The sequence below is a fragment of the Nocardia cyriacigeorgica genome, assembly GCF_005863245.1.
In the GTDB taxonomy this organism is placed as follows: domain Bacteria; phylum Actinomycetota; class Actinomycetes; order Mycobacteriales; family Mycobacteriaceae; genus Nocardia; species Nocardia cyriacigeorgica_C.
Genome location: NZ_VBUT01000007.1, coordinates 46,253 through 67,537, shown reverse-complemented (window position 1 = coordinate 67,537; position 21,285 = coordinate 46,253). Strand labels below are relative to the sequence as shown.

General features: G+C 70.7%; 16 protein-coding genes. 8 read left to right on the top strand and 8 right to left on the bottom strand.

All coding sequences use genetic code 11. The features are described 5' to 3' along the window. Positions 1–109 precede the first annotated feature (109 nt). From FEK34_RS18640 to FEK34_RS18630, 3 genes are all read right to left on the bottom strand, one after another. Positions 110–853 (bottom strand): VOC family protein, encoded by a 744-nt coding sequence (locus FEK34_RS18640; RefSeq protein ID WP_138449280.1) that lies wholly within the window; start codon positions 851–853, stop codon positions 110–112. A gap of 80 nt (positions 854–933) precedes the next feature. After that, positions 934–1,242, bottom strand: coding sequence for an MGMT family protein (locus FEK34_RS18635; RefSeq protein WP_138449278.1), 309 nt, complete (start codon positions 1,240–1,242; stop codon positions 934–936). After that, the gene (locus FEK34_RS18630; RefSeq protein ID WP_138449276.1) at positions 1,242–2,018 is read right to left on the bottom strand and encodes an alpha/beta fold hydrolase; all 777 of its coding nucleotides are present in this window, start codon (positions 2,016–2,018) and stop codon (positions 1,242–1,244) included. Before FEK34_RS18630 ends, FEK34_RS18635 begins: the two co-directional genes overlap by 1 nt. A 181-nt stretch (positions 2,019–2,199) precedes the next feature. Here FEK34_RS18630 and FEK34_RS30870 point away from each other — a divergent pair, with 181 nt between their 5' ends. Both FEK34_RS30870 and FEK34_RS18610 read left to right on the top strand, forming a co-directional pair. Continuing rightward, complete coding sequence (locus tag FEK34_RS30870; RefSeq protein WP_432760970.1) at positions 2,200–7,047, top strand: PD-(D/E)XK nuclease family protein; 4,848 nt, start codon at positions 2,200–2,202, stop codon at positions 7,045–7,047. After that, positions 7,044–10,397, top strand: a complete 3,354-nt coding sequence (locus FEK34_RS18610; protein ID WP_138449274.1) for an ATP-dependent helicase — start codon at positions 7,044–7,046, stop codon at positions 10,395–10,397. Before FEK34_RS30870 ends, FEK34_RS18610 begins: the two co-directional genes overlap by 4 nt. On the opposite strand, the gene FEK34_RS18605 is transcribed toward FEK34_RS18610, so the two are convergent. Continuing rightward, positions 10,372–10,782 carry a DoxX family protein gene (locus FEK34_RS18605; protein WP_138449272.1) on the bottom strand — a complete coding sequence of 137 codons (411 nt, stop codon included), beginning with the start codon at positions 10,780–10,782 and terminating at the stop codon, positions 10,372–10,374. The two genes, FEK34_RS18610 and FEK34_RS18605, sit on opposite strands and share 26 nt — an antisense overlap. 175 nt (positions 10,783–10,957) lie before the next feature. Here FEK34_RS18605 and FEK34_RS18600 point away from each other — a divergent pair, with 175 nt between their 5' ends. Together FEK34_RS18600 and nudC are read left to right on the top strand one after the other, a co-directional pair. Then, positions 10,958–12,028: a potassium channel family protein gene (locus tag FEK34_RS18600; RefSeq protein ID WP_171048300.1), complete on the top strand. Its 1,071-nt coding sequence runs from the start codon at positions 10,958–10,960 to the stop codon at positions 12,026–12,028. Between the two features lie 34 nt (positions 12,029–12,062). Next, on the top strand, positions 12,063–12,962 hold the full coding sequence (nudC, locus tag FEK34_RS18595) for an NAD(+) diphosphatase (RefSeq protein WP_138449270.1): 900 nt from the start codon (positions 12,063–12,065) through the stop codon (positions 12,960–12,962). A gap of 29 nt (positions 12,963–12,991) precedes the next feature. Here the strand turns inward: nudC and FEK34_RS18590 are convergent, their stop codons facing one another. Continuing rightward, positions 12,992–13,222 (bottom strand): mycoredoxin, encoded by a 231-nt coding sequence (locus FEK34_RS18590; protein WP_171048299.1) that lies wholly within the window; start codon positions 13,220–13,222, stop codon positions 12,992–12,994. A gap of 155 nt (positions 13,223–13,377) precedes the next feature. Between FEK34_RS18590 and FEK34_RS18585 the strand changes: the two genes are divergently transcribed. The 4 genes from FEK34_RS18585 (at position 13,378) to FEK34_RS18570 (ending at position 17,242) form a co-directional block, all read left to right on the top strand. Then, positions 13,378–15,534, top strand: coding sequence for an ATP-dependent DNA helicase UvrD2 (locus FEK34_RS18585; RefSeq protein WP_138449848.1), 2,157 nt, complete (start codon positions 13,378–13,380; stop codon positions 15,532–15,534). Positions 15,535–15,640: 106 nt separating this feature from the next. After that, on the top strand, positions 15,641–15,958 hold the full coding sequence (locus tag FEK34_RS18580) for a hypothetical protein (RefSeq protein WP_138449266.1): 318 nt from the start codon (positions 15,641–15,643) through the stop codon (positions 15,956–15,958). Positions 15,959–16,095: 137 nt separating this feature from the next. Next, positions 16,096–16,419 (top strand): WhiB family transcriptional regulator, encoded by a 324-nt coding sequence (locus FEK34_RS18575; protein ID WP_014352469.1) that lies wholly within the window; start codon positions 16,096–16,098, stop codon positions 16,417–16,419. A gap of 265 nt (positions 16,420–16,684) precedes the next feature. After that, on the top strand, positions 16,685–17,242 hold the full coding sequence (locus FEK34_RS18570; RefSeq protein ID WP_138449264.1) for a hypothetical protein: 558 nt from the start codon (positions 16,685–16,687) through the stop codon (positions 17,240–17,242). Between the two features lie 43 nt (positions 17,243–17,285). On the opposite strand, the gene FEK34_RS18565 is transcribed toward FEK34_RS18570, so the two are convergent. The 3 genes from FEK34_RS18565 to FEK34_RS18555 all read right to left on the bottom strand — a co-directional run bounded on the left by FEK34_RS18565 (position 17,286) and on the right by FEK34_RS18555 (position 21,230). Next, a complete protein-coding gene (locus FEK34_RS18565; RefSeq protein ID WP_138449261.1) occupies positions 17,286–18,629 on the bottom strand; it encodes an ABC1 kinase family protein in 1,344 nt (447 codons plus the stop codon). A 76-nt stretch (positions 18,630–18,705) separates the two neighbouring features. Then, a complete protein-coding gene (locus tag FEK34_RS18560; protein WP_249359378.1) occupies positions 18,706–19,566 on the bottom strand; it encodes a hypothetical protein in 861 nt (286 codons plus the stop codon). Positions 19,567–19,814: 248 nt separating this feature from the next. Then, entirely contained in the window at positions 19,815–21,230 is a 1,416-nt protein-coding gene (locus FEK34_RS18555; RefSeq protein WP_138449258.1) for a zinc-dependent metalloprotease, read from the bottom strand. Between the last annotated feature and the right edge of the window lie 55 nt (positions 21,231–21,285).

The following is a 21,285-nucleotide window of genomic DNA, read 5'->3' as shown; positions in this document are numbered from 1 at the left end:
TGGGTCCATGCTAGTTCGACGACCCCCGGCGACCGTGTGGCGCGCGCCGGGGTGCGCGGACGGGATCGCGCGCCCGCCACACCGTCGACGGCGCGTACTGGAAGCCGGTTCAGAGCGCCGAGCCGTCGTAGTCGGGTGAGAGCAGGTAGAACTCGTTGGTTTCGGGGTCGGCCAGCGGTAGACCCGGTTCGGGACCTGAGGGTTCGATCGTGCGCGCACCGGCGGCCCTGAGCCGGGCGATCTCGGCCGTCGGGTCGTCGGGAGGAAACGCGGCGACGTCGAGACGCAGGCGGTTGCGACCCTGCTTGGCCTCGGAGGTCTCGACGAATTCCAGCCAGCTACCGACCCCGGTCGGTGAGCGCAGCCCGGTCACCGGCGAGCCGGCGCGCGAGATCGGCCAGCCGGAGGCGACCGACCAGAATTGCGCGAGCTTCTGTGGGTCGAAGGTGTCGACCACGATCGCGGCCACCGCGCCGGTGTCCACGTACTCCTCGCGTGGTTCGAGCACACAGAACTCGTTGCCCTCGGGATCGGCGAGCACCGTCCACGGCACTTCGCCCTGGCCGATGTCGACCGCGCGTGCGCCGAGCGCCATGGCGCGATCGACCTGCATGTGCTGATGGTCGGTGGATCGGCTGGCGACATCGAGATGGATCCGGTTCTTACCGGTCTTGGCGCGAGATGCGGGAATGAAGGTCAGCGCGAGGTCGGAGCCCGCGGCGTCCGGCCCCGCGACATCGACCTCACCCGGACGGTCCAGCGTCACCGTCCAGCCCAGCAGCCGCGCCCAGAAATCCGCCACCATACGTGGCTGGTCCGCATCGAATACCACACACGCCAGACGGGTGGTCATGTCTCCACGGTAACCGCAGATTCGCTCGGAAGGGGTGAATTGCGTGTTACTCGGCGTGCTGTTCGCCTGTCCAGGAGGGCTCAGGGGTGGTCGTCGGGAAAGACGAAGCGGGCGGCGCGCAGGTCCACCCGGCCATCGCGCACCGGAACACCCTCGGCCGCGAGCAACCGTAGCTGCTTGTCGGCCAGGTGCGCGGCAGGGCGTCCCGCGGCGCCGAGCACCCGATGCCAGGGCAGGTCGGCGGAGTCGGTGCGCATGATCCAGCCGACGGTGCGCGGCGTCGACAGGCCAGCCGCCGCGGCGATATCGCCGTAGGTGGCCACCCGCCCGCGCGGGATCGAGGCGACCAGCTCGCGGACGCGTTCGATCTCGGCGTCGCTGGTCGGCATCAGAGCACGGTGCGGATGAGTTCGGCGGTCCGCTCGGGCAGGGCCTGGGCCACCATGTGGTCGCAATCCCATTCGTGCACGGTCAGGTTCGGGCCCATATGCGTGGTGAGCGCCTCCCGGAACTCCGGGGTGACGAACGGCGGATCCACCTTCATGGCCTGCACCAGCACCGTCGGCAGCTGCTGCGGTGGCAGCACGTAGTGGCGGGCCAGCTGGCCCCAGTAGGAATTGATGGCGGGCAGGCTCATCCGCCAGCCCACCCGGCCGTTCGCGGTGGGCATCAGATGCTCGTCGAGTTCGGCCTGCAACAGCTCGGGCGCGACGTCACCCCAGCCGGTGTGCAGCTTGTCCATCCTGGCCTGCTCGACGTCGTCGTAGTCCTGGGAGGCCAGCGTCGACATGGCGATCTCGTGCAGGCGCGTCGGGTCCAAGGCGATGGCCGGATCGAGCAGCACCAGGTTGCGGGCCAGTTGCGGATGGTTGTGCACCAGATGCAGCGCGCACGCGCCGCCGAACGAATGCGCGACCAGCACCACCGGCTCGTCGGTCTCCTCGGCCAGCAGCTCGACCAGATCCTGCACGATCGTCTCGAAATTCCACGGCGGAAGTGAGGTGGAACGACCGTGTCCGCGCAGGTCGGGTGCGACGATCCGGACATCGGGCAGAAACCGTTCGGCCAGGTCGGCCCAGCGCCTGCCGTGGCCGGTCACCCCGTGCAGGGCTAGCACGACCGGGCCGGTGCGCGGTCCGAAACGGTGAACGTGAAGTGGGGACACGATGACATTTTGACCGTTGACCAATTCGGTCGCAGCACCAGGCGGCGCGGCGCCGCCACCGGGAGTGTCGGCCTCGTCTGTTGCAATAGCCCCCGTGGTGCGATCGGATAACGCCGTGCGGCTGGTTCGCCGGAAGGTGGCGGCGCCCGGACCAAGGGTCTGGAGCGCCGAGGTCCGCGCGCTGTTCGCCACCGCTGCCGACCCGGGATCGATCCGCCCCGGCACCGGCGTGTGGCAAGTTCTCGGCGGCCCCGGTACCGGCAAGACCGCCCTGCTGGTCGACCTCGCCGCCGACCGGATCGCCGCGGGCGCCGATCCGGAGTCGGTGCTGTTGCTCACCCACTCGAAGAACGCGGCCGCCGCCGTGCGCGACGCGATCACCGCGCGACTCTCGGCACCGGTCGAGATCGCGCCGGAACCCGCCTTGCCGCCCGACGATCCCGGACCCGGCGACAGCCTGTTCGAACCGCCGCCGGACCCGGAAGCGCCCTGGGATGAGGCGGGACTCTTCGCCCTCGACGAGCTGGACGCGGCGTTGGACAGCGGCGACGGGGTGCGGCGAGACGGACCACCCGGTCCGGAAACCGGCGCCCGGTCCGGGGGACTGGCGGCGGGCTCTGCGGTGCCCTTCGAGGAAGAAGGCGATCGCACCGATGCGGCGCCGGCTCCCGAGTCCAGCGCTGCCGCAGCCGACGCGGCGCACTTCCTCGGAGTGCCCGGCGCGACTCGCGAACCGCTCGTGCGCACGATTCACTCCTACGCTTTCTCCGTGCTGCGCCGCCACGCCGTCGCGCACGGCAATCCGCCGCCACGGTTGCTGACCGGGTCGGAGCAGGATGCCGTGCTGCGGGAGATGTTGCGGGGCGATCTGATCGATATCGCCGAGGGCGCGACGCACCTGTGGCCGCAGCGCTTGCATCCCGCGCTCGGGCTGGCCGGATTCGCCGATCAACTGCGCGATCTGATGCTGCGTGCCACCGAACGCGGTCTGGGTCCCGAGGATCTCATCCGGCTGGGCCGGGAGCGGGACAAGCCCGAATGGGTGGCGGCGGGCCGGTTCGCGGCGCGGTACGAGCAGGCGATGCTGCTGCGCTGGTCGGTGGGGGTGGCGGCGCCGGAGGCGTCCGCGCCTGCGCTCAACGCGGCCGAACTCGTCGGTGCGGCGTTGGACGCGCTGGCCACCGATGACAAGCTGCTGGCCGCCGAACGTGAGCGGGTGCGGTATCTGCTGGTCGATGACGCCCAGCATCTGGACCCGCAGGCCGCGATGCTGGTGCGGGTGCTGAGCGCGGGCGCGGCCGTTACCGTGATCGCCGGTGATCCCGATCAGGGTGTGTTCGCCTTCCGCGGCGCGGACGCGCGCTTCCTGCTCGACCTCGACGTGCCGGACCGTCAGCGCATCGTGCTGCGCGAGAACCATCGTTCGGTGCCCGCGGTGCGGCTGGCGGTGGCGCGGGTCGCGGCCCGTCTGCCCGGCAGTGCACCGCAACGCCCGCGGGTGGAGAGCCAAGCGAACAGCGCGCCGGAAACCGGGGCCGATGTCCGCGTCCGAGTGCTCGCCACCCCGGCCAAGGAGGCGGCGCTGATCGCCGACCACCTGCGCCGCGCGCACCTCACCGACGGGGTGCCGTGGTCGCGCATGGCGGTCGTGGTGCGGTCGGTCCCGCTGTCGCTGCCGCCACTGCGCCGCGCCCTGCTAGCCGCCGGGGTGCCGGTGCGCCAGCCCGCCCTCGACACCCCCGTGGCGCGGCGACGCGGCGCGGCCTGGATGCTGGCCTCGCTGCGCGCGATCCTCGCCTCAGAAGCCGCGACCAGCGCCGACCCGGCCGCGACCCCGCACCGTCACGAAGCGCTGTTCACCCCCGACGACGCCCTCGACCTGCTCTCCGGCCCGCTCGGCGCCGCCGACCAGATCGCCCTGCGCCGGCTGCGCCGAGGTATCCGCCGCACGGCGCTCGGCTTGGAACGCGCCGCCAGCCGCCACGGTGACGGCCTGTCGCCGTTTGACGCCGAAACCCCCTCGGCCCCTGGCGCTTCCAGCACTGAACGGGACGATCTGTTCCCGCCGCCGGACCCGGCCGACACCGCTCTCCACATCCCGGTCGACCCTCACGCGCCGGAACCTCCCGACCTGCTGCCGCCGCCGGACCCGGCCGATGCCGACCTGCATGTCCCAGTCGACGCGCTCGTCTCCGAACCGCCCGACCTGCTCCCCCCGCCGGACCCGATCGACGCCGACATCACCCCCGAGTGGACGATCGAGCAGGCGTCGCGCCTGTCCGCCGACGCCGACTGGTACGGCATCGATCCCGATCCCTACGATCGCGAAGAAGAGCGCTACGGACTCGTCACGGAAGGCGCCGACGCGAACGACGACGTCGATGCCGATGCGAACGCCGATGCCGATGCCGATGCGAACGCCGACGCCGGTGCCGACGCGAACGCCGACGTCGATGTCGGCACTGATGCCGAGATCCTGCCGAACGCCGCGACAGGCGCGCAGCAACGCGGGCGCGCCCGAACACCGAGAGCCGCCGCCGACCGAAACGTGCGCCCGGAGTTCGACTCCGACCAGGTCGGTGCGCCGGAATTCGACGCCGCGCACGGCCTGAACACCGCTGCCTCCGACGACCGATCACCTGACGCGGCCGGCGAAGACGAGCAGCCTGGCCTCGACGCCGTTCTAGCGAACACCGAGCCGGACCCCTCTCGCGCTCTCGCGCTCGACCATGAGGACGGCCCCGCCGGACCGCGCGAGCCGATAGCCGGCAACCCAGCCGGCGGCTCTCAAGACGAATTGCTGCGCGACCGGCGCACCACCTCGCCCGCCGAACAATCCTCCGCCGAGGTCCTGCGCGATCTGCTGCTCGGCGTCGGCGACCAGCGGATCCTCGCCGGCCTCACGGAGGTCGAATCCGCGCCGCTGCGGCGGGCGCTGACCGCGCTGGACCGGGCGCGCAAGGCGCGGCGGCGTGGGGGCGGGCTCGAGGATGTGCTGTGGGCGTTGTGGACCGGATCGCGGTTGGAGCGGCGCTGGGTCGCGCAGTCCGAGCGCGGCGGCGCCGCCGGTGCGCAGGCCGATCGGGATCTGGACGCGGCGGTCGCCCTGTTCGACGCCGCCGCGGCCTATGTCGACCGGCTGCCACGGGCCGGCATCGAGGGTTTCGTGGAATACCTGCTGCACCAGGAGATTCCGCACGACACCTCGGTGCGTACCAATCCCGTCGAGGCGGTCGAGCTGCTCAGCGCGCACGCCGCCGCGGGCCGGGAGTGGGATGTGGTGGCGGTGGCCGGTGTCCAGGAGGGGATCTGGCCGGATCCGCGTCCGCGCGGCACCCTGCTGCATACCGAGGATCTGGTCGATGTCGCCGCCGGCGTGCTCACCGAGGGTGAACGAATGAGCCGGGCCGCGCCGATCCTGGCCGAGGAACGCCGGCTGCTGCTGGTGGCGTGCAGCCGCGCGCGCCGATCGCTGCTGGTCACCGCGGTGGAATCGGTGACGGGCGACCGTGATCTGGTGCCGTCGCGGTTCCTGGCCGAACTGCTCGGGCACGACGACGACGGCGAACCCGGCGCGCTGCCGGTCGAAGATCCCGGCCGCGCGCTGGTGATGGGTTCGCTGGTGGCCGAATTGCGCGGGGTGGTCTGCGATCCCGAGGCCGATCCGCAGCGCCGCCGCCGGGCCGCCCGCCATCTGGCCCGGCTCGCGGACGCGGGCGTGCGCGGCACCGCCCCCGACGACTGGTACGGCACCGCCGAGCTCAGTTCCGAACGCCCGCTGTGGGACGACGACGAATCCGCCGTCGCGCTCTCGCCGTCGACGGTGGAACTGCTGCGCACCTGTCCGCTGCGCTGGGCGCTGGAACGTCACGGCGGCACCGACGGCGACAACCCGCACGCGGTCAAGGGCAACCTGGTGCACACCCTGGTCCAGGCCCTGGCCGGGAAGGTGCCGACCAGCCAGGTGCGGGCCGCGCTCCAGGCGGTCTGGCAGTCGGTCGAGACCGATCAGGGCTGGCATTCCCGGCAGGAGCGCCGCCGCACCGAAGCGATGCTGGAAACCTTCCTGTCCTGGGTCGACAACACCCGCGGCGAACTCACCCAGGTCGGCATCGAGGTGCCGGTGGACTGTGTGCTGCCGCCCCGCTCCGGCGACGAGCCTCCCGTGCGCATCCGCGGCCGCGTCGACCGCCTCGAACGTGATGCGCAGGGCCGCTTCGTCATCGTCGATGTGAAGACCGGCAAGAACCCAGTCTCGGTCAAGGCCGCCGAGGACCACGCCCAGCTGGCCACCTACCAGGTCGCCGCCGCTTTCGGTGCGCTCGACGCCCTCTCGGGTGAATCCACGAGTGCGCGAAACGATCTCGGTGACGCGTCGACGGGGCTGGCCGGGACCGGGGATCTCGACGAGCCCGGCCACACCGACGAGCCCGGCGACACCGACAAACCCGGCGACACCGACAAACCCGGTGATGCCGACGGACGCGGTGATGCCGACAAACCCGGCGACACCGACAAACCCGGTGATGCCGACGGACGCGGTGATGCCGACGGACGCGGTGATGCCGACGAACCCGGCGATGCCGACGGGCGCAGCGACACCGACGAACCCGGTGACGCCGACGGGCGCAGCGACACCGACGAACCCGGCGATGCCGATGGCCGCGGCGACGCCGACGGGCGCAGCGATTCCGGTGAGCCCGGCGACCTCGCACACGATTCCGACGCCGCGCGAACCGGGCCGCGCGATTCCAACAACCCGAGCGAGTCCCGCCTCGAGCTCGGCGAACCAGGCGGCGCCCGCCTCGTCTACGTCGCCAAACCGCACACCCGCGACGGCGCCACCCAGCGCACCCAGCAACCTCTCGACGCCGACGCCCTGCATGCCTGGCGCGGCACCATCCACGAGGCCGCGGCCGCCACCAGGGGTCCCAGCTATCTCGCCATGCGCAATGACGGCTGCCGTCACTGCGCGGTCGCGGGCAGCTGCCCGGTCCAGGACACCGGACGCCAGGTGACCGACGAATGAGTGCGCGGGTCACGCCCTGGCAGCTCGCCGAGGCCCTCGGCCTGCCGCCGCCCACCGACGAGCAGGCCGCGGTCATCGCGGCTCCGCCCGGGCCGACGCTGGTGGTGGCGGGTGCGGGCGCGGGTAAGACCGAGACGATGGCGGCGCGCGTGGTCTGGATGGTCGCCAATCGCCTGGTGCTGCCCGACGAAGTGCTGGGCCTGACCTTCACCCGGAAAGCGGCCCAGCAGTTGACCACCCGCATCCGCACCCGCCTGGCCCGGCTCGCCGGAGCGCCGCTGCTGCGCGAACTCGATCCCAGCGGCGGTCTGCGCGCCTCGCTGGCCGGTGCGGAACCGGAGATCAGCACCTACCACTCGTATGCGGGCAGGCTGCTGACCGAGCACGGCCTGCTGCTGCCGGTCGAGCCCTCGGCGACGCTGCTCACCGAAACCCAGCTGTGGCAGCTGGCCCATCAGGTGGTGCGCACCTGGGACGGCGATCTGGACACCGAGCGCACGCCGGTGTCGGTCACCGAGGCGGTGCTGGCGCTGTCGGGGCAGCTGGCCGAACATCTGGTGGAGCCGGAGGAGCTGGCCGAGGCGCACACCGAACTCGAGAAGCTGGTGCATACCTTGCCTGCCGGTCCGCGTCAGCGCGGCGGCCCGAGCCAGGAGCTGTTGAAGATCCTGAGGGTGCAGCGTGAGCGGGTGGCGCTGCTGCCGCTGGTGCGGCAGCTGGGTGAGGCGTTGCGCCGGCGCGGCGCCTTGGATTTCGGGGCGCAGATGTCGCTGGCGGCGCGGCTGTCGGCCGAGCACCCCGAGGTCGGCGCGGCCGAACGGGCCCGCTTCCGGCTGGTCCTGCTCGACGAATACCAGGACACCGGCCACGCCCAGCGCATCCTGCTGGCCGCGTTGTTCGGCGGCGACGGCGTCGGCGAGCGCCCCGCGGTGACGGCCGTCGGCGATCCCATGCAGTCCATCTACGGCTGGCGCGGCGCCTCCGCGGCCAACCTCCCGCGCTTCGCCACCGACTTTCCCGCCGCGCCCGGTGTGCCAGCGCCGACGCTGTCACTGCTGACCAGCTGGCGCAATCCGCCCGAGGCGCTGGCGCTGGCCAATCTGGTGGCAGAACCGTTGCGCCGCAAGGCGATCGAGGGCGGCGGCGTCACCGTCGACGCACTGCGCGCCAAACCCGCCGCCGAACCCGGCACCGTGGCGTTCGCGCTCACCGACACCGTGGCCGCCGAGCGCGAGTGGTTCGCCACCCGGATCGCGGCCGACTGGCAGGCGCGCCACGACGCGGGCGAGCAGCCGCCGACCTCCGCGGTGCTGGTGCGCCGCAACGCCGATGCCGCGCCGATCGCCGAAGCCCTGCGTGAGCAGGGATTGCCGGTGGAGATCGTCGGCCTCGGCGGCCTGCTGGCCACCCCCGAGGTCGCCGATGTCGTGGCCACCCTGCGATTGATCGCCGAACCCGGCGCGGGCAGCGCGGCGGTGCGCATCCTGACCGGCGCGCGCTGGCGCATCGGTGTCTCGGATCTGTCGGCGCTGGCCCAGCGGGCGCGCGAGTTGTCGATCGGACGCGGCAGTGCGGCCACCGGCGATATCACCGACGGCGCGGCCCTGGCCGTCGCGTTGCGTGAGGTTGCCCCGGAACCGGCCGAGCAGGCCGGGCTCGCCGACGCGATCGCCGATCCCGGTCCGGCAGAACAGTATTCGCCCGACGGTTACCGCCGCATCGTCGCCCTCGGTCGCGAACTGGCGGCCCTGCGCGAACGCAGCGGGCAGCCGTTGACCGAGCTGGTCGCCGACGTCGAACGCACCATCGGCGTCGGCGTGGAGACCCAGGCCCGACGCGCCATGTCCGGAACGGGTGCGGGCCGCGAACATCTGGATGCCTTCGCCGAGGTTGTCGCGGGCTACGCCGGTGACTCGGGTGCCTCCCTGAGCGGGCTGCTGGCCTTCCTCACCGCCGCCGAATCGGTGGAGAACGGTTTGGAACCGGGCGAGGTGGAGGTGGCCAAGGATCGGGTGCAGGTGCTCACGGTGCACGCGGCCAAGGGTTTGGAATGGGAGATCGTCGCGGTCCCGCATGTGGTGCGCGATGTGTTCCCGTCCGGCAAGGCCTCCGGCAGCTGGCTCGGCGCCCTCGCCGAACTGCCCACCTCGCTGCGCGGCGACCGCGCCCGCGACGACGACGGCGCCGACGGTGTGCCGGTCCTCGACCTAACCGACCTCTACGACCGTGCCGATCTGGACCGTGCCATCAAGGACCACAAGGCCGCCCTCGACCGCCGCCGCCTCGACGAGGACCGCAGGCTGTTCTACGTCGCGCTCACCAGAACAGAACGGATGCTGCTGGTTTCGGGTCACTACTGGTCGGATTCGAGCCCGTCGGTCAAGGGGCCCTCGGAGTTCCTGCTCGAACTGAGACAGGCCGTGGAAGACCCGGGCAGTCCCGCCCACGGTGCCGCGGAACTGGCCCGCTGGGACGATCCGCCCGAACCCGACGCCGTCAACCCGTTCACCGACAACCCGCCCACCGCGCAGTGGCCGCGCGATCCACTGGGCCGCCGCCGCGCCCCGATCGAACAGGGCGCGCAGCTGGTGCGCGCCGCGATGACCGAACTGGCGGCGGACCCGGCCACATCCGAAGACGAGGACGACCCCGACGGCTGGGCCGCCGATGTGGAGGCCCTGCTGGCCGAACATCGCAGCGCCACCGGCGTCACCGAAGAAGTGGAGCTGCCCAGCAGCCTGCCCGCGACCGCGCTGGTCGAGCTGCGCGCCGATCCGGCCCGGCTGGCCGCCCGGCTGCGTCGCCCGCTGCCGTATCCACCGAATCCACTGGCCCGGCGCGGCACCGCCTTCCACGCCTGGGTGCAGCGCTGGTTCGCCGCCGACCGTCTGCTCGGCCTGGACGAACTACCCGGCGCCGCCGATACCGCCGACAGCGCCGATGCCGAACTCGCGCGCATGCAGGAGGCGTTCCTGTCCTCGCGCTGGGCGCACCGCAGTCCGATCGAGGTGGAGGTGCCGTTCGAGACCACCATCGCCGGCACCGTCATCCGTGGCCGGATGGACGCCGTCTTCGCCGAACCGGACGGCCGCTGGACCGTGGTGGACTGGAAGACCGGCGCCGAACCGAACGCCGCCGATGAGCAGGCGGTCGCGGTGCAGCTGGCCGTCTACCGCCTGGCCTGGGCGCGGTTGACGGCCGCGCGCACCGGCGCCGACCCCGACGAACTGCTCGACCGGATCGGCGCGGCGTTTCACTATGTGCGCAGCGGCCGCACCGTGGCACCGGTCGATCTGCCGGGCGCGAGCGAGTTGACCGAGCTGATCAGGCGCGCGGCGCCCGCCGGCTGACCGACAGCGCCGTGGTGATCATCGGGATCTGCAACGGCAGCCGCAGCACCGAGATCAGCTTGATCGGCCAGCCCGCCTTCGAGTTGGTCATCGAATCCACCGCGAACTGGATGTTGGCCGGGAAGACCGCGATGAACAGGGCGGCGGCGACGCGGCCGCCCAGGCTCCGGGTGCGCGGCACCGCGAGCGCGGTCGCCACACCGATCTCGGCCACCCCGGAGGCATAGGTGTAGGTGCGCGCACGGCCCGGCAGCTTGGGCGGCACGATCGAATCGAACGGCTTGGGAACCACGAAATGCAGCACACCCATCCCGAACAGCGCCGCTGCCATGAGCAGCGCCGGCTTACGGCTGGTATCGGATGCGGTGGACTCGGAAACTGCCATGCCGCCCACTCTAAGCGGCTACCCGGCGGGGCGGCAGGGCCACCTCGTCGCGTCGAGGCGCTCGACCGGTGCGGTGACGGGGTAGGCTCCCGTGCTGTGCCGGAGGGAGAAACAATGCCGGAACCGGTGACATCGACCGGAATCGGCGCCGGGGAAACAGGGACCGGTGAGTGCGTTGCTCGATGACCTGGGTGACCGCGCGCGCAGCGGTTTGGGGCGGCTGACCGACCGGCCGGACTTCGCTCTCGTCGGTGTGCTGCGCATTCCCGAAGCCCAAGCCAGCCCGTGGATCTCGCTGACCCGCCGAGTGCTGTTCGCAATCGGGTTGCTGTTCACCGCGGCGCTGGTGGTGTACGTCGGCCGCGACGGCTACCGGGACGCCTCCGAGAACCCGCTGTCGTTCCTGGACGCGCTCTACTACGCCACGGTGTCGCTGTCGACCACCGGATACGGCGACATCTCGCCGGTCACCCCGCTGGCCAGGCTGGTCAACATCATCGTCATCACCCCGCTGCGCGTGCTGTTCCTCATCGTGCTCGTCGGCACCACGCTCAGCGTGCTGACCGAACGGTCCCGCCAGGCATTCAAGATTCAGCGTTGGAGGCACAGCGTGCGCAATCACACCGTCGTCATCGGCTACGGCACCAAGGGCCGCACCGCGATCGACGCCATGCTCGGCGACGGGGCGTCGCCGAGTGAGATCGTCGTGGTCGACACCGACTCGGTCGCGTTGGAGGCGGCCGCCAACGCGGGTCTGGTCACCGTGCACGGTTCGGCCTCGCAGTCGGATGTGCTGCGGCTGGCCGGTGTGCAGAACGCCTCCTCGATCGTGGTCGCCACCAACCGCGACGACACCGCGGTGCTGGTCACGCTGACCGCCCGCGAGCTCACCAAGAGCGCCAAGATCGTGGCCTCCATCCGCGAGGCCGAGAACACCCATCTGCTGCGCCAGTCCGGCGCCGATTCGGTGGTGGTGTCCTCGGAGACCGCCGGCAGGCTGCTCGGCATCGCGACCACCAAGCCGACGGTGGTGGAGATGATCGAGGATCTGCTGACCCCGGAGCAGGGCTTCGCGGTGGCCGAACGCGAGGTCGAGCCCGGTGAGGTCGGCGGATCGCCGCGCCACCTCAGCGACATCGTGCTCGGCGTGGTGCGCGCCGGCGAGCTGATCCGGGTCGGTGAACCGGAGGTCGACGCCCTCGACCACGGCGACAAGCTGCTGTATCTGCGCCGCGCCGGGCGCTGATCCCGGCCGCCGGGCCTCCACTAAGCTCGGCGTTGTGGCATTCCAGCTCAACAGCGTTCCGCTGCTGTCCCGTTCCGCCGTCGACCGGGCCGAGGAGGTGCGCGCCGACCCGCAGGCGTTGAAGGAGGGCTGGTCCACCGCGAAACTGCTGCGCATCAACCGGCGCGGCCAGGTGCGTTTCGATGACGGCGCACTGGTCTTCGACAAGGCGGTCGAGCTGGCTGCCGAACCGGACCCGGCCGCGGTATTCCTCGGCGTCGCCGACGGTGTGCACCTGTGGGCGGTCCGCGATCATGAACTCACCGGCTCGCTGCTGGATCTGCGCGCCATGGCCGCCACCGTCGACGATTTCACCGCCGGACTGCTCTCCACCGCGCTCGCGCTGCTGAACTGGCACGACAAAGCCGGCTTTCACGCGGCGGACGGCACAGCGACCGTCGCGGTCAAGGGCGGTTGGTCACGCACCACCGAGACCGGACTCGAGGAGTTCCCGCGCATCGACCCCGCGGTGATTTGCCTGATCCACGACGGCGCCGATCGGGTGCTGCTGGCCCGTCAGCACAGCTGGCCGGAAACCCTGTTCTCGCTGCTGGCCGGGTTCGTGGAGGCGGGCGAATCGCTGGAGCGCTGCGTCGAGCGCGAGATGCGCGAAGAGGTCGGCCTAGACGTCAGCGAGATCCACTACCTCGGCAGCCAGCCGTGGCCGTTCCCGCGTTCGCTGATGCTCGGTTTCAGCGCCGTCGCCGATCCGGCGCAGCCGCTGGTGTTCTCCGACGGCGAGATCGCCGACGCGCACTGGTTCACCCGCGCCGAAGTGCGCCAAGCGCTGGACGCGGGCGACTGGTCGAACCGCTCGGACGACGCCAAGCTGCTCCTGCCGGGCTCGATCTCGATCGCCCGCACCATCGTGGAGTCCTGGGCCGCACTCGACTGAGCGCGGTGTGTCCAGGAGACGAGGGGTGCTCAGGAGATGGCGGCGAGCGCCTGCTTGACCTGGGCCAGCGACGGGTTGGTCGCCGTCGAGCCGTCGGAGTACTTCACCGTCGGGACCACATGGTTGCCGCCGTTGACGCTGCCGACGAACTCGGCGGACGCGGGGTCCTGCTCGATATCGATCTCGACATAGGTGATGCCCGCCTCGTCCAGCTGCTTCTTCAGCCTGCGGCAGTAGCCGCACCAGGTGGTCGAGTACATCGTCAGGTCAGGAGTCTGCTCGGTCACGGATCGTGCAACGCCCGGTGGCGCGTTCCTGTTCCGGATCGCCGGTGCCGTGCCCATCACAGGTGCTCGCGTCCGCCTGCCACGGCAGCGACCCGGCGGCCGCCCCGTTGTCGGTGGGCGCTGTCATGATGGAGCGCGTGCCCGCACTCGACCTCTCCGCCCTGGACCCCGAGCAGGCCGCCGCCGTGCGGGCGCCGCGCGGACCGGTGTGCGTGCTCGCCGGCGCGGGAACAGGCAAGACCAGGACCATCACCTACCGGATCGCGCATCTCGTCGCGGCCGGGCAGGTCAAGGCCGATCAAGTGCTCGCGGTCACCTTCACCGCGCGCGCGGCGGGGGAGCTGCGCGGACGTTTGCGCGCGCTCGGCCTCGGCGGCGAGGCGAACCAGGTGCAGGCGCGCACCTTCCACGCGGCGGCGCTGCGTCAGCTGCGCTACTTCTGGCCGCAAGTGGTCGGCGACGTGCCGTGGCGGCTGCTCGACAGCAAGTTCCCGGTGGTGGCCCAGGCCGCGCACCGGGCGGGACTGCCCTCGGGCACCGAGAGTGTGCGCGATCTGCTCAGCGAGATCGAATGGGCCAAGTCCTCGCTCATCGCACCGGAGGACTACCCGGCCGCCGCCGCGCGTCATCACCGCGATCTCCCGTTCGACGCGCAACGGATCGCGCAGGTCTACACCGGCTACGAAGCGCTCAAAACCTCACCGGACGGCCTGCTGCTCGATTTCGACGATCTGCTGCTGCACACCGCCGCGGCGCTCGAGGACTATCCGGCGGTGGCCGACGAATTCCGCGGCCGCTACCGCTGTTTCGTCGTCGACGAATACCAGGACGTCACCCCCCTCCAGCAGCGGGTGCTCGATGCCTGGCTCGGTGACCGCGACGACCTGACCGTCGTCGGCGACGCCAACCAGACCATCTACTCCTTCACCGGCGCCAGCCCCGCCCACCTGCTGGACTTCTCGCGCCGCTTCCCCGACGCCACCGTCATCCGGCTCGAACGCGACTACCGCTCCACACCGCAGGTGGTGTCGCTGGCCAACCGGGTCATCGGGATGGCCCGCGGCCGCATCGCCGGTACCCGGTTGCAGCTGATCGGCCAGCGCCCAGACGGGCCGGAGCCGACCTTCACCGAATACGACGACGTACCCGCCGAGGCGGCAGGCGTCGCCTCGGCCATCGCCGAGCTGATCGCCGCGGGCACCCCCGCCTCCGAGATCGCGGTGCTCTACCGGATCAACGCGCAATCGGAAACCTACGAGCAGGCGCTCACCGAGCGCGGCATCCCCTACCAGGTGCGCGGCGGTGAAGGCTTCTTCACCCGCGCCGAGGTCCGCCAGGCCGTGCAAGCACTGCGCCAGGCCGCGGCCCGCGACGACCTGCCCGATCAGGCCCGCACCGGCGCCGCCCTGGTCACCCTGGTGCGCGCGGTGCTGGCCCCGCTCGGCCTCACCGCCACCGAACCCGCGGGCGCGCAGGCCAGGGAGAAATGGTCATCGCTGATGGCGCTGGTGCAGCTCACCGAGGAACTCACCACCCACGACGAGCAGCTCGATCTGCCCGGCCTACTGCGTGAGCTGGCCGCGCGCGCCGAGGCCAGGCATCCACCGACGGTCCAGGGCGTCACGCTGGCGTCCTTGCACGCGGCCAAGGGCCTGGAATGGGATGCCACCTTCCTGGTCGGCCTGTCCGACGGCACCCTGCCGATCGCGCACGTCCTCGCCGACGACGGCTCGGTCGCCGATCAGGCCGCGCTCGAAGAGGAACGCCGCCTGCTCTACGTCGGCGTCACCAGGGCACGCGAACATCTGCGGCTGTCGTGGGCACTGGCCCGCAACGAGGGCGGCCGCCGCACCCGGCGCCGGTCCCGCTTCCTGAACGGCCTGGTCCCCGACGATTCCCCGGCGTCGCGGATCGCCGCGCCGACGACCGAGCGCGCCGCCGACGGCACCCGTCCGCTGTGCCGCATCTGCGCCAAACCGCTGATCGGCACCTATGCGACGATGCTGGGCCGCTGCCGCAAATGCCCCGCCGAACTCGACGCCGAACTGCTTGCCGCACTACAGGAATGGCGCGCCGAGAAGGCACAGGCCCAGCGGCTGCGTGAGTTCAGTGTGTTCACCGACACCACGCTCACCGCCATCGCCGAACAACTACCCACCGATGACGCTGCTCTGGCGGCGATTTCGGGTATCGGCGCGCGCAAGATCGAACAGTACGGCGCCGACGTCATCGCGCTCGTGCGCTCGCGCACCGGAAAGAATCACAAAACCGCAGGTAGAAAATAGGTTGTCGGTTCTTCCGAGATCGCATACGGTGGGTAGCACGCAACGGGAGGCCATCCCGGCGCGCACAGTTCAGACAGATTACGAGTACAGGAGGGAGGCAGACGAAATGAACAGCATCACCGCTTTCGACGTGATGGGCACCGGCGCGTCCACGTCGGCTGTTTCTGCCTCCCGGGGGATCCTCGCCATGCAGGGGATCGGTCTGTCCGGCGTCGGTGGTTTCGGTACGCACCTGGATTACGCGCCCACCCCGATTCTCATCGATCCGCAGGACAAGCCCAGCGCGGGCTGGCATCCGGCCGCTGCACCCGCAGTCGCCGGCGTCTTTGCCGAAACCGGCAATGAGCCGGTGCCGGCAGCACGCCTCCGCAATGCACACCCAGCGTCCGTGATCAGGACTCGACTCAGATGTCGACCTAGGTAGGGAACTCTTCCCGCCTCCTGGCCACGGATCGCACGAAGCGAAACCGTGGCCAGATTTTTCCGGCCCTTCAGCCGGCAGCACCGGTTTCGCGGAATGAACGACACCGAACCGCTGCAAACGAGCTGAAGGAGAACGACGTGTTCACCGCAGAGAGCTGGCCGACGGCCACTGCTGACGTGACATGCCGAACCGTGGCAACCGCTCCCCGTGACCAGGAGGTCACCACCACCCTGCCGTGCCGGGCAGGGGACCCGGACCTGTGGTTCGCCGAGAGCCCGGTTCAGTTGGAGCAGGCCAAGGCGCTGTGCGCGTCCTGCCCCATCCGTAAGGGCTGCCTGAGCGCTGCCATCGACCGCCGTGAGCCGTGGGGCGTGTGGGGCGGGGAGATCTTCGACCAGGGTGTCGTGATCGCTCGCAAGCGGCCCCGTGGCCGTCCCCGCAAGGTCGCGACATGCGTCTGATGGCCGCGCCTACGGCGCGCCGGGTCCGCGGCCCGAATACCGGTGGTGGCACGCCGGTCGGGCCGCGGACCGCCGAACGACCAACCGCCCAGCCGATCCGGCTGGGCGGTTGCCTTGTGTTGGGGGAGTAGGGGTTTCGGGTTCGGTGTGCGAACACACCTTGCCAACATCTCAGTTCATTGCTATATGAAATCTATGCCTTGAGTTTCAGGTTTTCCGCACTGTGCGGTGGAGAACCACAATCTTGTCCCGGAGGTTTCGACGCATGAATCACACTGTCGGCCATCCCGTTGCCACCGTCGCGCCCACCGGCAACGCCGCCACTGCTGCCCACCCGAATGCACCGGCGGTCCGATATGCCGGGCAGCACCCGCCGATCCCGGCCGAATGGCCGAGCGAATGGCATCCGGGCATGCTGTGGTGGGATGCGCGCACCGTCCTGGTGACGCGGGCGGATCCGTCGGGTCGCTGGACCACCACACCGCACCTCGTGGTGCCGATCGATCGCGGCAGGCTCGCTTTCCGCACGTCGTCCTACTCGCTGGAGACCCAGCATCTGGCCCGCGATCGGCGCGTCATCGTGCAGGCCGGCGACTGGCGCGGCAAGCCCGCCGTCGGATCGCGACAGCATCAGGGCGTCGCCGAATTCGTCGGCGCCGGACCGCTGTTCGACAAGATCTGCACCGGCCTGCGAGCCAAGTACGGGATGCGGGCCGGGCTGGCGCGGCTCTATCACGGCGTCACCATGGGGTCTGCGCCCTACGGTGATACCGCCGTCGTGGTCACCATCCACGAAACGTCCCCGCTGCCACCGGCCGCCTGACCTACACCGGGCGCGCACCCACCGGAGTGCGCGCCCGCATGGCCTAGGCGCTGTTGCGCTGCTCGCGGAAGCCGGGCATCCAGGTCGCGGCCAGCTGCATGAACGGCACCTCGGCATCGAGCTGAGCGGCGATGCCGATCGAGCCCGCGAGCACCCGGAAGATCATGACGTGTTCGGCGGGCAGCATGAGTGCGCGCGCGGTCTTCATCTCCGGACTGTTGAAATCCGAGGCCCGCCCGGCCACCCGCTGCATCCACTTACGGGTGAAGTGGAACGAATCGGACTTGATCGGATCGGTGAACGGGCGCAGGTAATCCGCGATCTCCTGATGAGTGATCACCCGCCCGGGAATGACCCAGCCGTTCTCGTGCAGCAGCGCGGTGAGCGCCTCGAATTCCTCGTCGACCGCCAGCGCCAGGATCCGGCCGAGCACCTCGGGGAAACCATGGGGCAGCGGCGCGCAGGCACCGAAATCGATGACGGCGAGCTTGCCGTCCGGGGTCATCATGAAGTTGCCCGGATGCGGATCGGCGTGCAGCAGGCCCGCCAGTTCCGGTGCGGAGAAATGGAATCGGCCCATCAGCGTGGCGACCCGGTTGCGCAGTTCGCTGGTGCCTTCGGGATCGGCGTTGCCCGCGGCGATGATCGCGGAAACCGGTGTGCCGTCGAGCCATTCGGTGACGATCACCTTCGGCGCGCTGGCCACCACCTTCGGCACCACGAACTCGGGATGCCCGTCGTAGGCCTTGGCGAAGGTGCGCTGGTTGTTCGCCTCGTTGCGGTAGTCGAGTTCTTCCTCGGTGCGTTCGGTGATCTCGGCGAGGATCGGCTTCACATCGGCGCCGGGGATGACCGAGGAGATGAGGCCGGTCATCCGCGACAGGGTCTTCAGATCCGCGCGCAGGGCCTCGTCGGCACCGGGGTACTGCACCTTCACCGCCACCGTGCGCCCGTCCGACCACACCGCGCGATGCACCTGGCCGATGCTGGCCGAGGCGGCGGGGGCGTCGTCGAAGGACTGGAATCTGGTCCGCCACTGGGTGCCGAGCTGCTGATCGAGCACCCGGTACACGGTGTCGATGGGCATCGGCGGGGCGGCCGCCTGCAACTTGGTCAGCGCCTCGCGATAGTGCTCGCCGAACTCCTCGGGAACCGCGGCCTCCATGACGCTGAGCGCCTGGCCGAACTTCATCGCCCCGCCCTTGAGCTCTCCGAGGACGGTGAACAGCTGCTCGGCGGCCTTCTGGTTCAGCTGGGCGTTGATCTCGCCCTTGTCACCACCGGCCAGCTTCTTACCGAAACCGACAGCGGCTCGTCCGGCGATCCCGAGGGGAATCTTGGCTAACTTCGCGTTGCGGGAGGAGCTGCGGCGCACGATCTCGGACACGTACCCATCATGGCGGACCGGGCCGCCGCTGTGCCATCGAAATCCGCTGAGAATCGGCGTTGTAGAGTGGTACCCGTCACATTCGGGCACCGTGATCGGTGTGAATGCGGCGGCAAGCGCAGCGTTCGTGCGGTGCCCGGTGCCGGATCCGGAGGCGGTAGGGCCCGGGATCGAGCTCCAGTTGGGCATGCAGAACGGCCGGGCGCCTGCGCGCCGAACACGCGATGATCGACTCCAGCTCACGCAACGCCAGCGCCGCGGTGGCCTCGATCTCCGGCCGCGAACCATGGCCGACCCGGCCGAGCAGTTGCGCCGCCACCCGAGGCCATTCCGGGTCGTAGTCGGCGCGCAGCAGATCGGCACAGCGCAGGCAGCCGGTCTCGCCGGGCAGCACAAGCGGTCCCACCACGCCGACCCCGTCGCGCATGTGCACCGGAAGGTGCGGGATCCGCTCCCGCAGCAGCTGGTCGATCAGGCGCGGGTCCGGTATCAGGGTGTCGGTCAACAGGACCAGATCCGGACGCAGCCGCAGATCGAGCCTGCCGCCGCGCGATCGTTCCGGCCGCAGCCCGAACCGCCGCAGACCAGCGGCGAGCGCATCCGAGAGCGGGCCGAGACCGTGCACCCGGACCCGGCGCACCTGCCCGGCCGGGGTGTCGGGATAGAGCAGCAGCCCGGCGTCATCCAAGGTGGCCAGCAGTTCACTTGCGCGCTGGGCGGTGAGGCCGAGTTCGGTGGCTCGCCAGATGATCTGCGGGCGGGTGCGCAGTCCGTCGAGCAGATCCAGGAATCGCCGCAGGGTATCGGTGCCGACCCCGGGTATCGCCAGTTGCCGCGCCGACTCCGGATCCCAGCCCAGCTGGATCGCACCGGAAGGCCGAGTCAGGACCAGCAGGCGCGGATGCAGCATCGGCCCGCGCAGGCACAGGGATGTCATGGTCAGCAGTATGCGGAGTTCCGGGCTTGCGATCCGTCGCGAAACCGGTAGTTATCCACAGGCTGGACTCAGGTCGAACCGCGGGGCGAGCAGCTTCGACCCATCGATGTCGATCGACGGCGGCGCCTCGTCGCGCGCCCGGTGCTCACGTGTGCGGTGCGGGCCGGAAGTCGTGGTCGAACAGCATCACCGCACTGCCGATCTGCGTCCAGCCGGTCGACGTACCCCGCGGGCCGAGGCCCCGGCGATCAGGAAGCGGTCTCGCCGCCGGGCTCCTCGCCCGAGTCACCCGACTTCTTCCGCTCGTCGCGTTCCCTGGCCTCGGTCTCGGCCAGCTGCGCCAGCGGATCGTCGAAGGCATTCGCGCCGCCGCCGATCACCGCATCGATGAAACCGGCGGGGGAGTCGAGGTCGCTGGCGTCGGGCAGCAGATCCGGGTGCGCCCAGATGCCGTCGCGCGCCTCCATGCCGGCGTCGGTGGTCAATCGCTGCCACAGCGCGGCCGCCTCGCGCAGCTTGCGCGGCCGCAGCTCCAGCCCGACCAGCGTGGCGAAGGTCTGCTCGGCCGGACCGCCGGTGGCGCGGCGCCTGCGCAGCGTCTCGGCCAGCGCACCCGCACCGGGCAGGCGTTCACCGACCGCCTCGGCCACCACCACCTGCACCCAGCCCTCGATCAGGGCCAGCAGCGTCTCCAGCCGTTCCAGCGCCTGCTTCTGCTCGGGCGTGGTCTGCGGCTCGAAGGTGCCCTGCGACAGGATCTCCTCGAGCTTGCCGGGATCGGTCAGCGACATCGGATCGATGCTCTGGGCCGCCTCCTCCAGCGCGGAGAAATCCATCTTGATGCCGCGCGCGTAATCCTCGACGGCGCCGAGTACCTGCTGACGCAGCCACGGCACATGTCCGAACAGCCGCTGATGGGCCGCCTCACGGGCGGCGAGGAACACCATGATCTCGCTCTCGGGCTGCTCCAGCCCGGCGCTGAACTCGGAGATGGCGGCGGGCAGCAGTGCGGCGGTGCCCGCGGGTCCCAGTGGCAGACCGATATCGGTGGAGGTGAGCACCTCCTTGGCCAGCTGGCCGAGGGCCTGGCCGAGCTGCGAGCCGAACGCCAGCCCGCCCATCTGGCCGAGCATGCCCATCATCGGGGCCGCGAACTGCTTGGCCTCCTCGGGCAGGTTCGCCGTCCACATGCCGGAGATCTGCTGAGCCACCGGATCGCACAGCCGCTGCCAGGTGGGCAGGGTTTCCTCGATCCAGTCGTTGGCCGTCCACGCGGCCGTCTTCGTCGCGCCCGCGGGCAGCGTCGTCGCACCGTCGAGCCACACCTCGGCCAGATGCGCGGCGTCGGCCACGGCGCTGGCGGTGCCCGCCGACACCGGGGTCACGCTCGCGCCCAGCTGCTGGCGGGCCAGCCGCTTGGCGACCTCGTAGTTGACCGGGCCGCTCTGCGCGCCCGGGGCGGCCATGCCCTGACCCATACCGCTGAGCATCTGGCCCAGCGAGGTCAGCATCTGCCCCAGCTGCGCGGGATCGAATCCGCCGGCCCCGGAACCGGCCATGCCGAAGCCGAACGGGTCGCCCGCGCCGGAACCGCTCGGCTCTTCGCCTCGTTTGCGGTCATCGTCGTCGTCGCGGTTCGAGAATCCGAACGGATGGTCACTCATACCCATTACGTTACGCGGCGCGGACCGGCGACGATGTTCGCGCGCCGCGAAATCG

Coding starts and splice junctions, on each gene's coding strand:
- FEK34_RS18640 (WP_138449280.1), bottom strand. CDS start 853: ATGACCACCCGTCTGGCGTGTGTGGTATTCGATGCGGACCAGCCACGT.
- FEK34_RS18635 (WP_138449278.1), bottom strand. CDS start 1,242: ATGCCGACCAGCGACGCCGAGATCGAACGCGTCCGCGAGCTGGTCGCC.
- FEK34_RS18610 (WP_138449274.1), top strand. CDS start 7,044: ATGAGTGCGCGGGTCACGCCCTGGCAGCTCGCCGAGGCCCTCGGCCTG.
- FEK34_RS18605 (WP_138449272.1), bottom strand. CDS start 10,782: ATGGCAGTTTCCGAGTCCACCGCATCCGATACCAGCCGTAAGCCGGCG.
- FEK34_RS18590 (WP_171048299.1), bottom strand. CDS start 13,222: ATGTACTCGACCACCTGGTGCGGCTACTGCCGCAGGCTGAAGAAGCAG.
- FEK34_RS18585 (WP_138449848.1), top strand. CDS start 13,378: ATGGAGCGCGTGCCCGCACTCGACCTCTCCGCCCTGGACCCCGAGCAG.
- FEK34_RS18580 (WP_138449266.1), top strand. CDS start 15,641: ATGAACAGCATCACCGCTTTCGACGTGATGGGCACCGGCGCGTCCACG.
- FEK34_RS18570 (WP_138449264.1), top strand. CDS start 16,685: ATGAATCACACTGTCGGCCATCCCGTTGCCACCGTCGCGCCCACCGGC.
- FEK34_RS18560 (WP_249359378.1), bottom strand. CDS start 19,566: ATGACATCCCTGTGCCTGCGCGGGCCGATGCTGCATCCGCGCCTGCTG.
- FEK34_RS18555 (WP_138449258.1), bottom strand. CDS start 21,230: ATGAGTGACCATCCGTTCGGATTCTCGAACCGCGACGACGACGATGAC.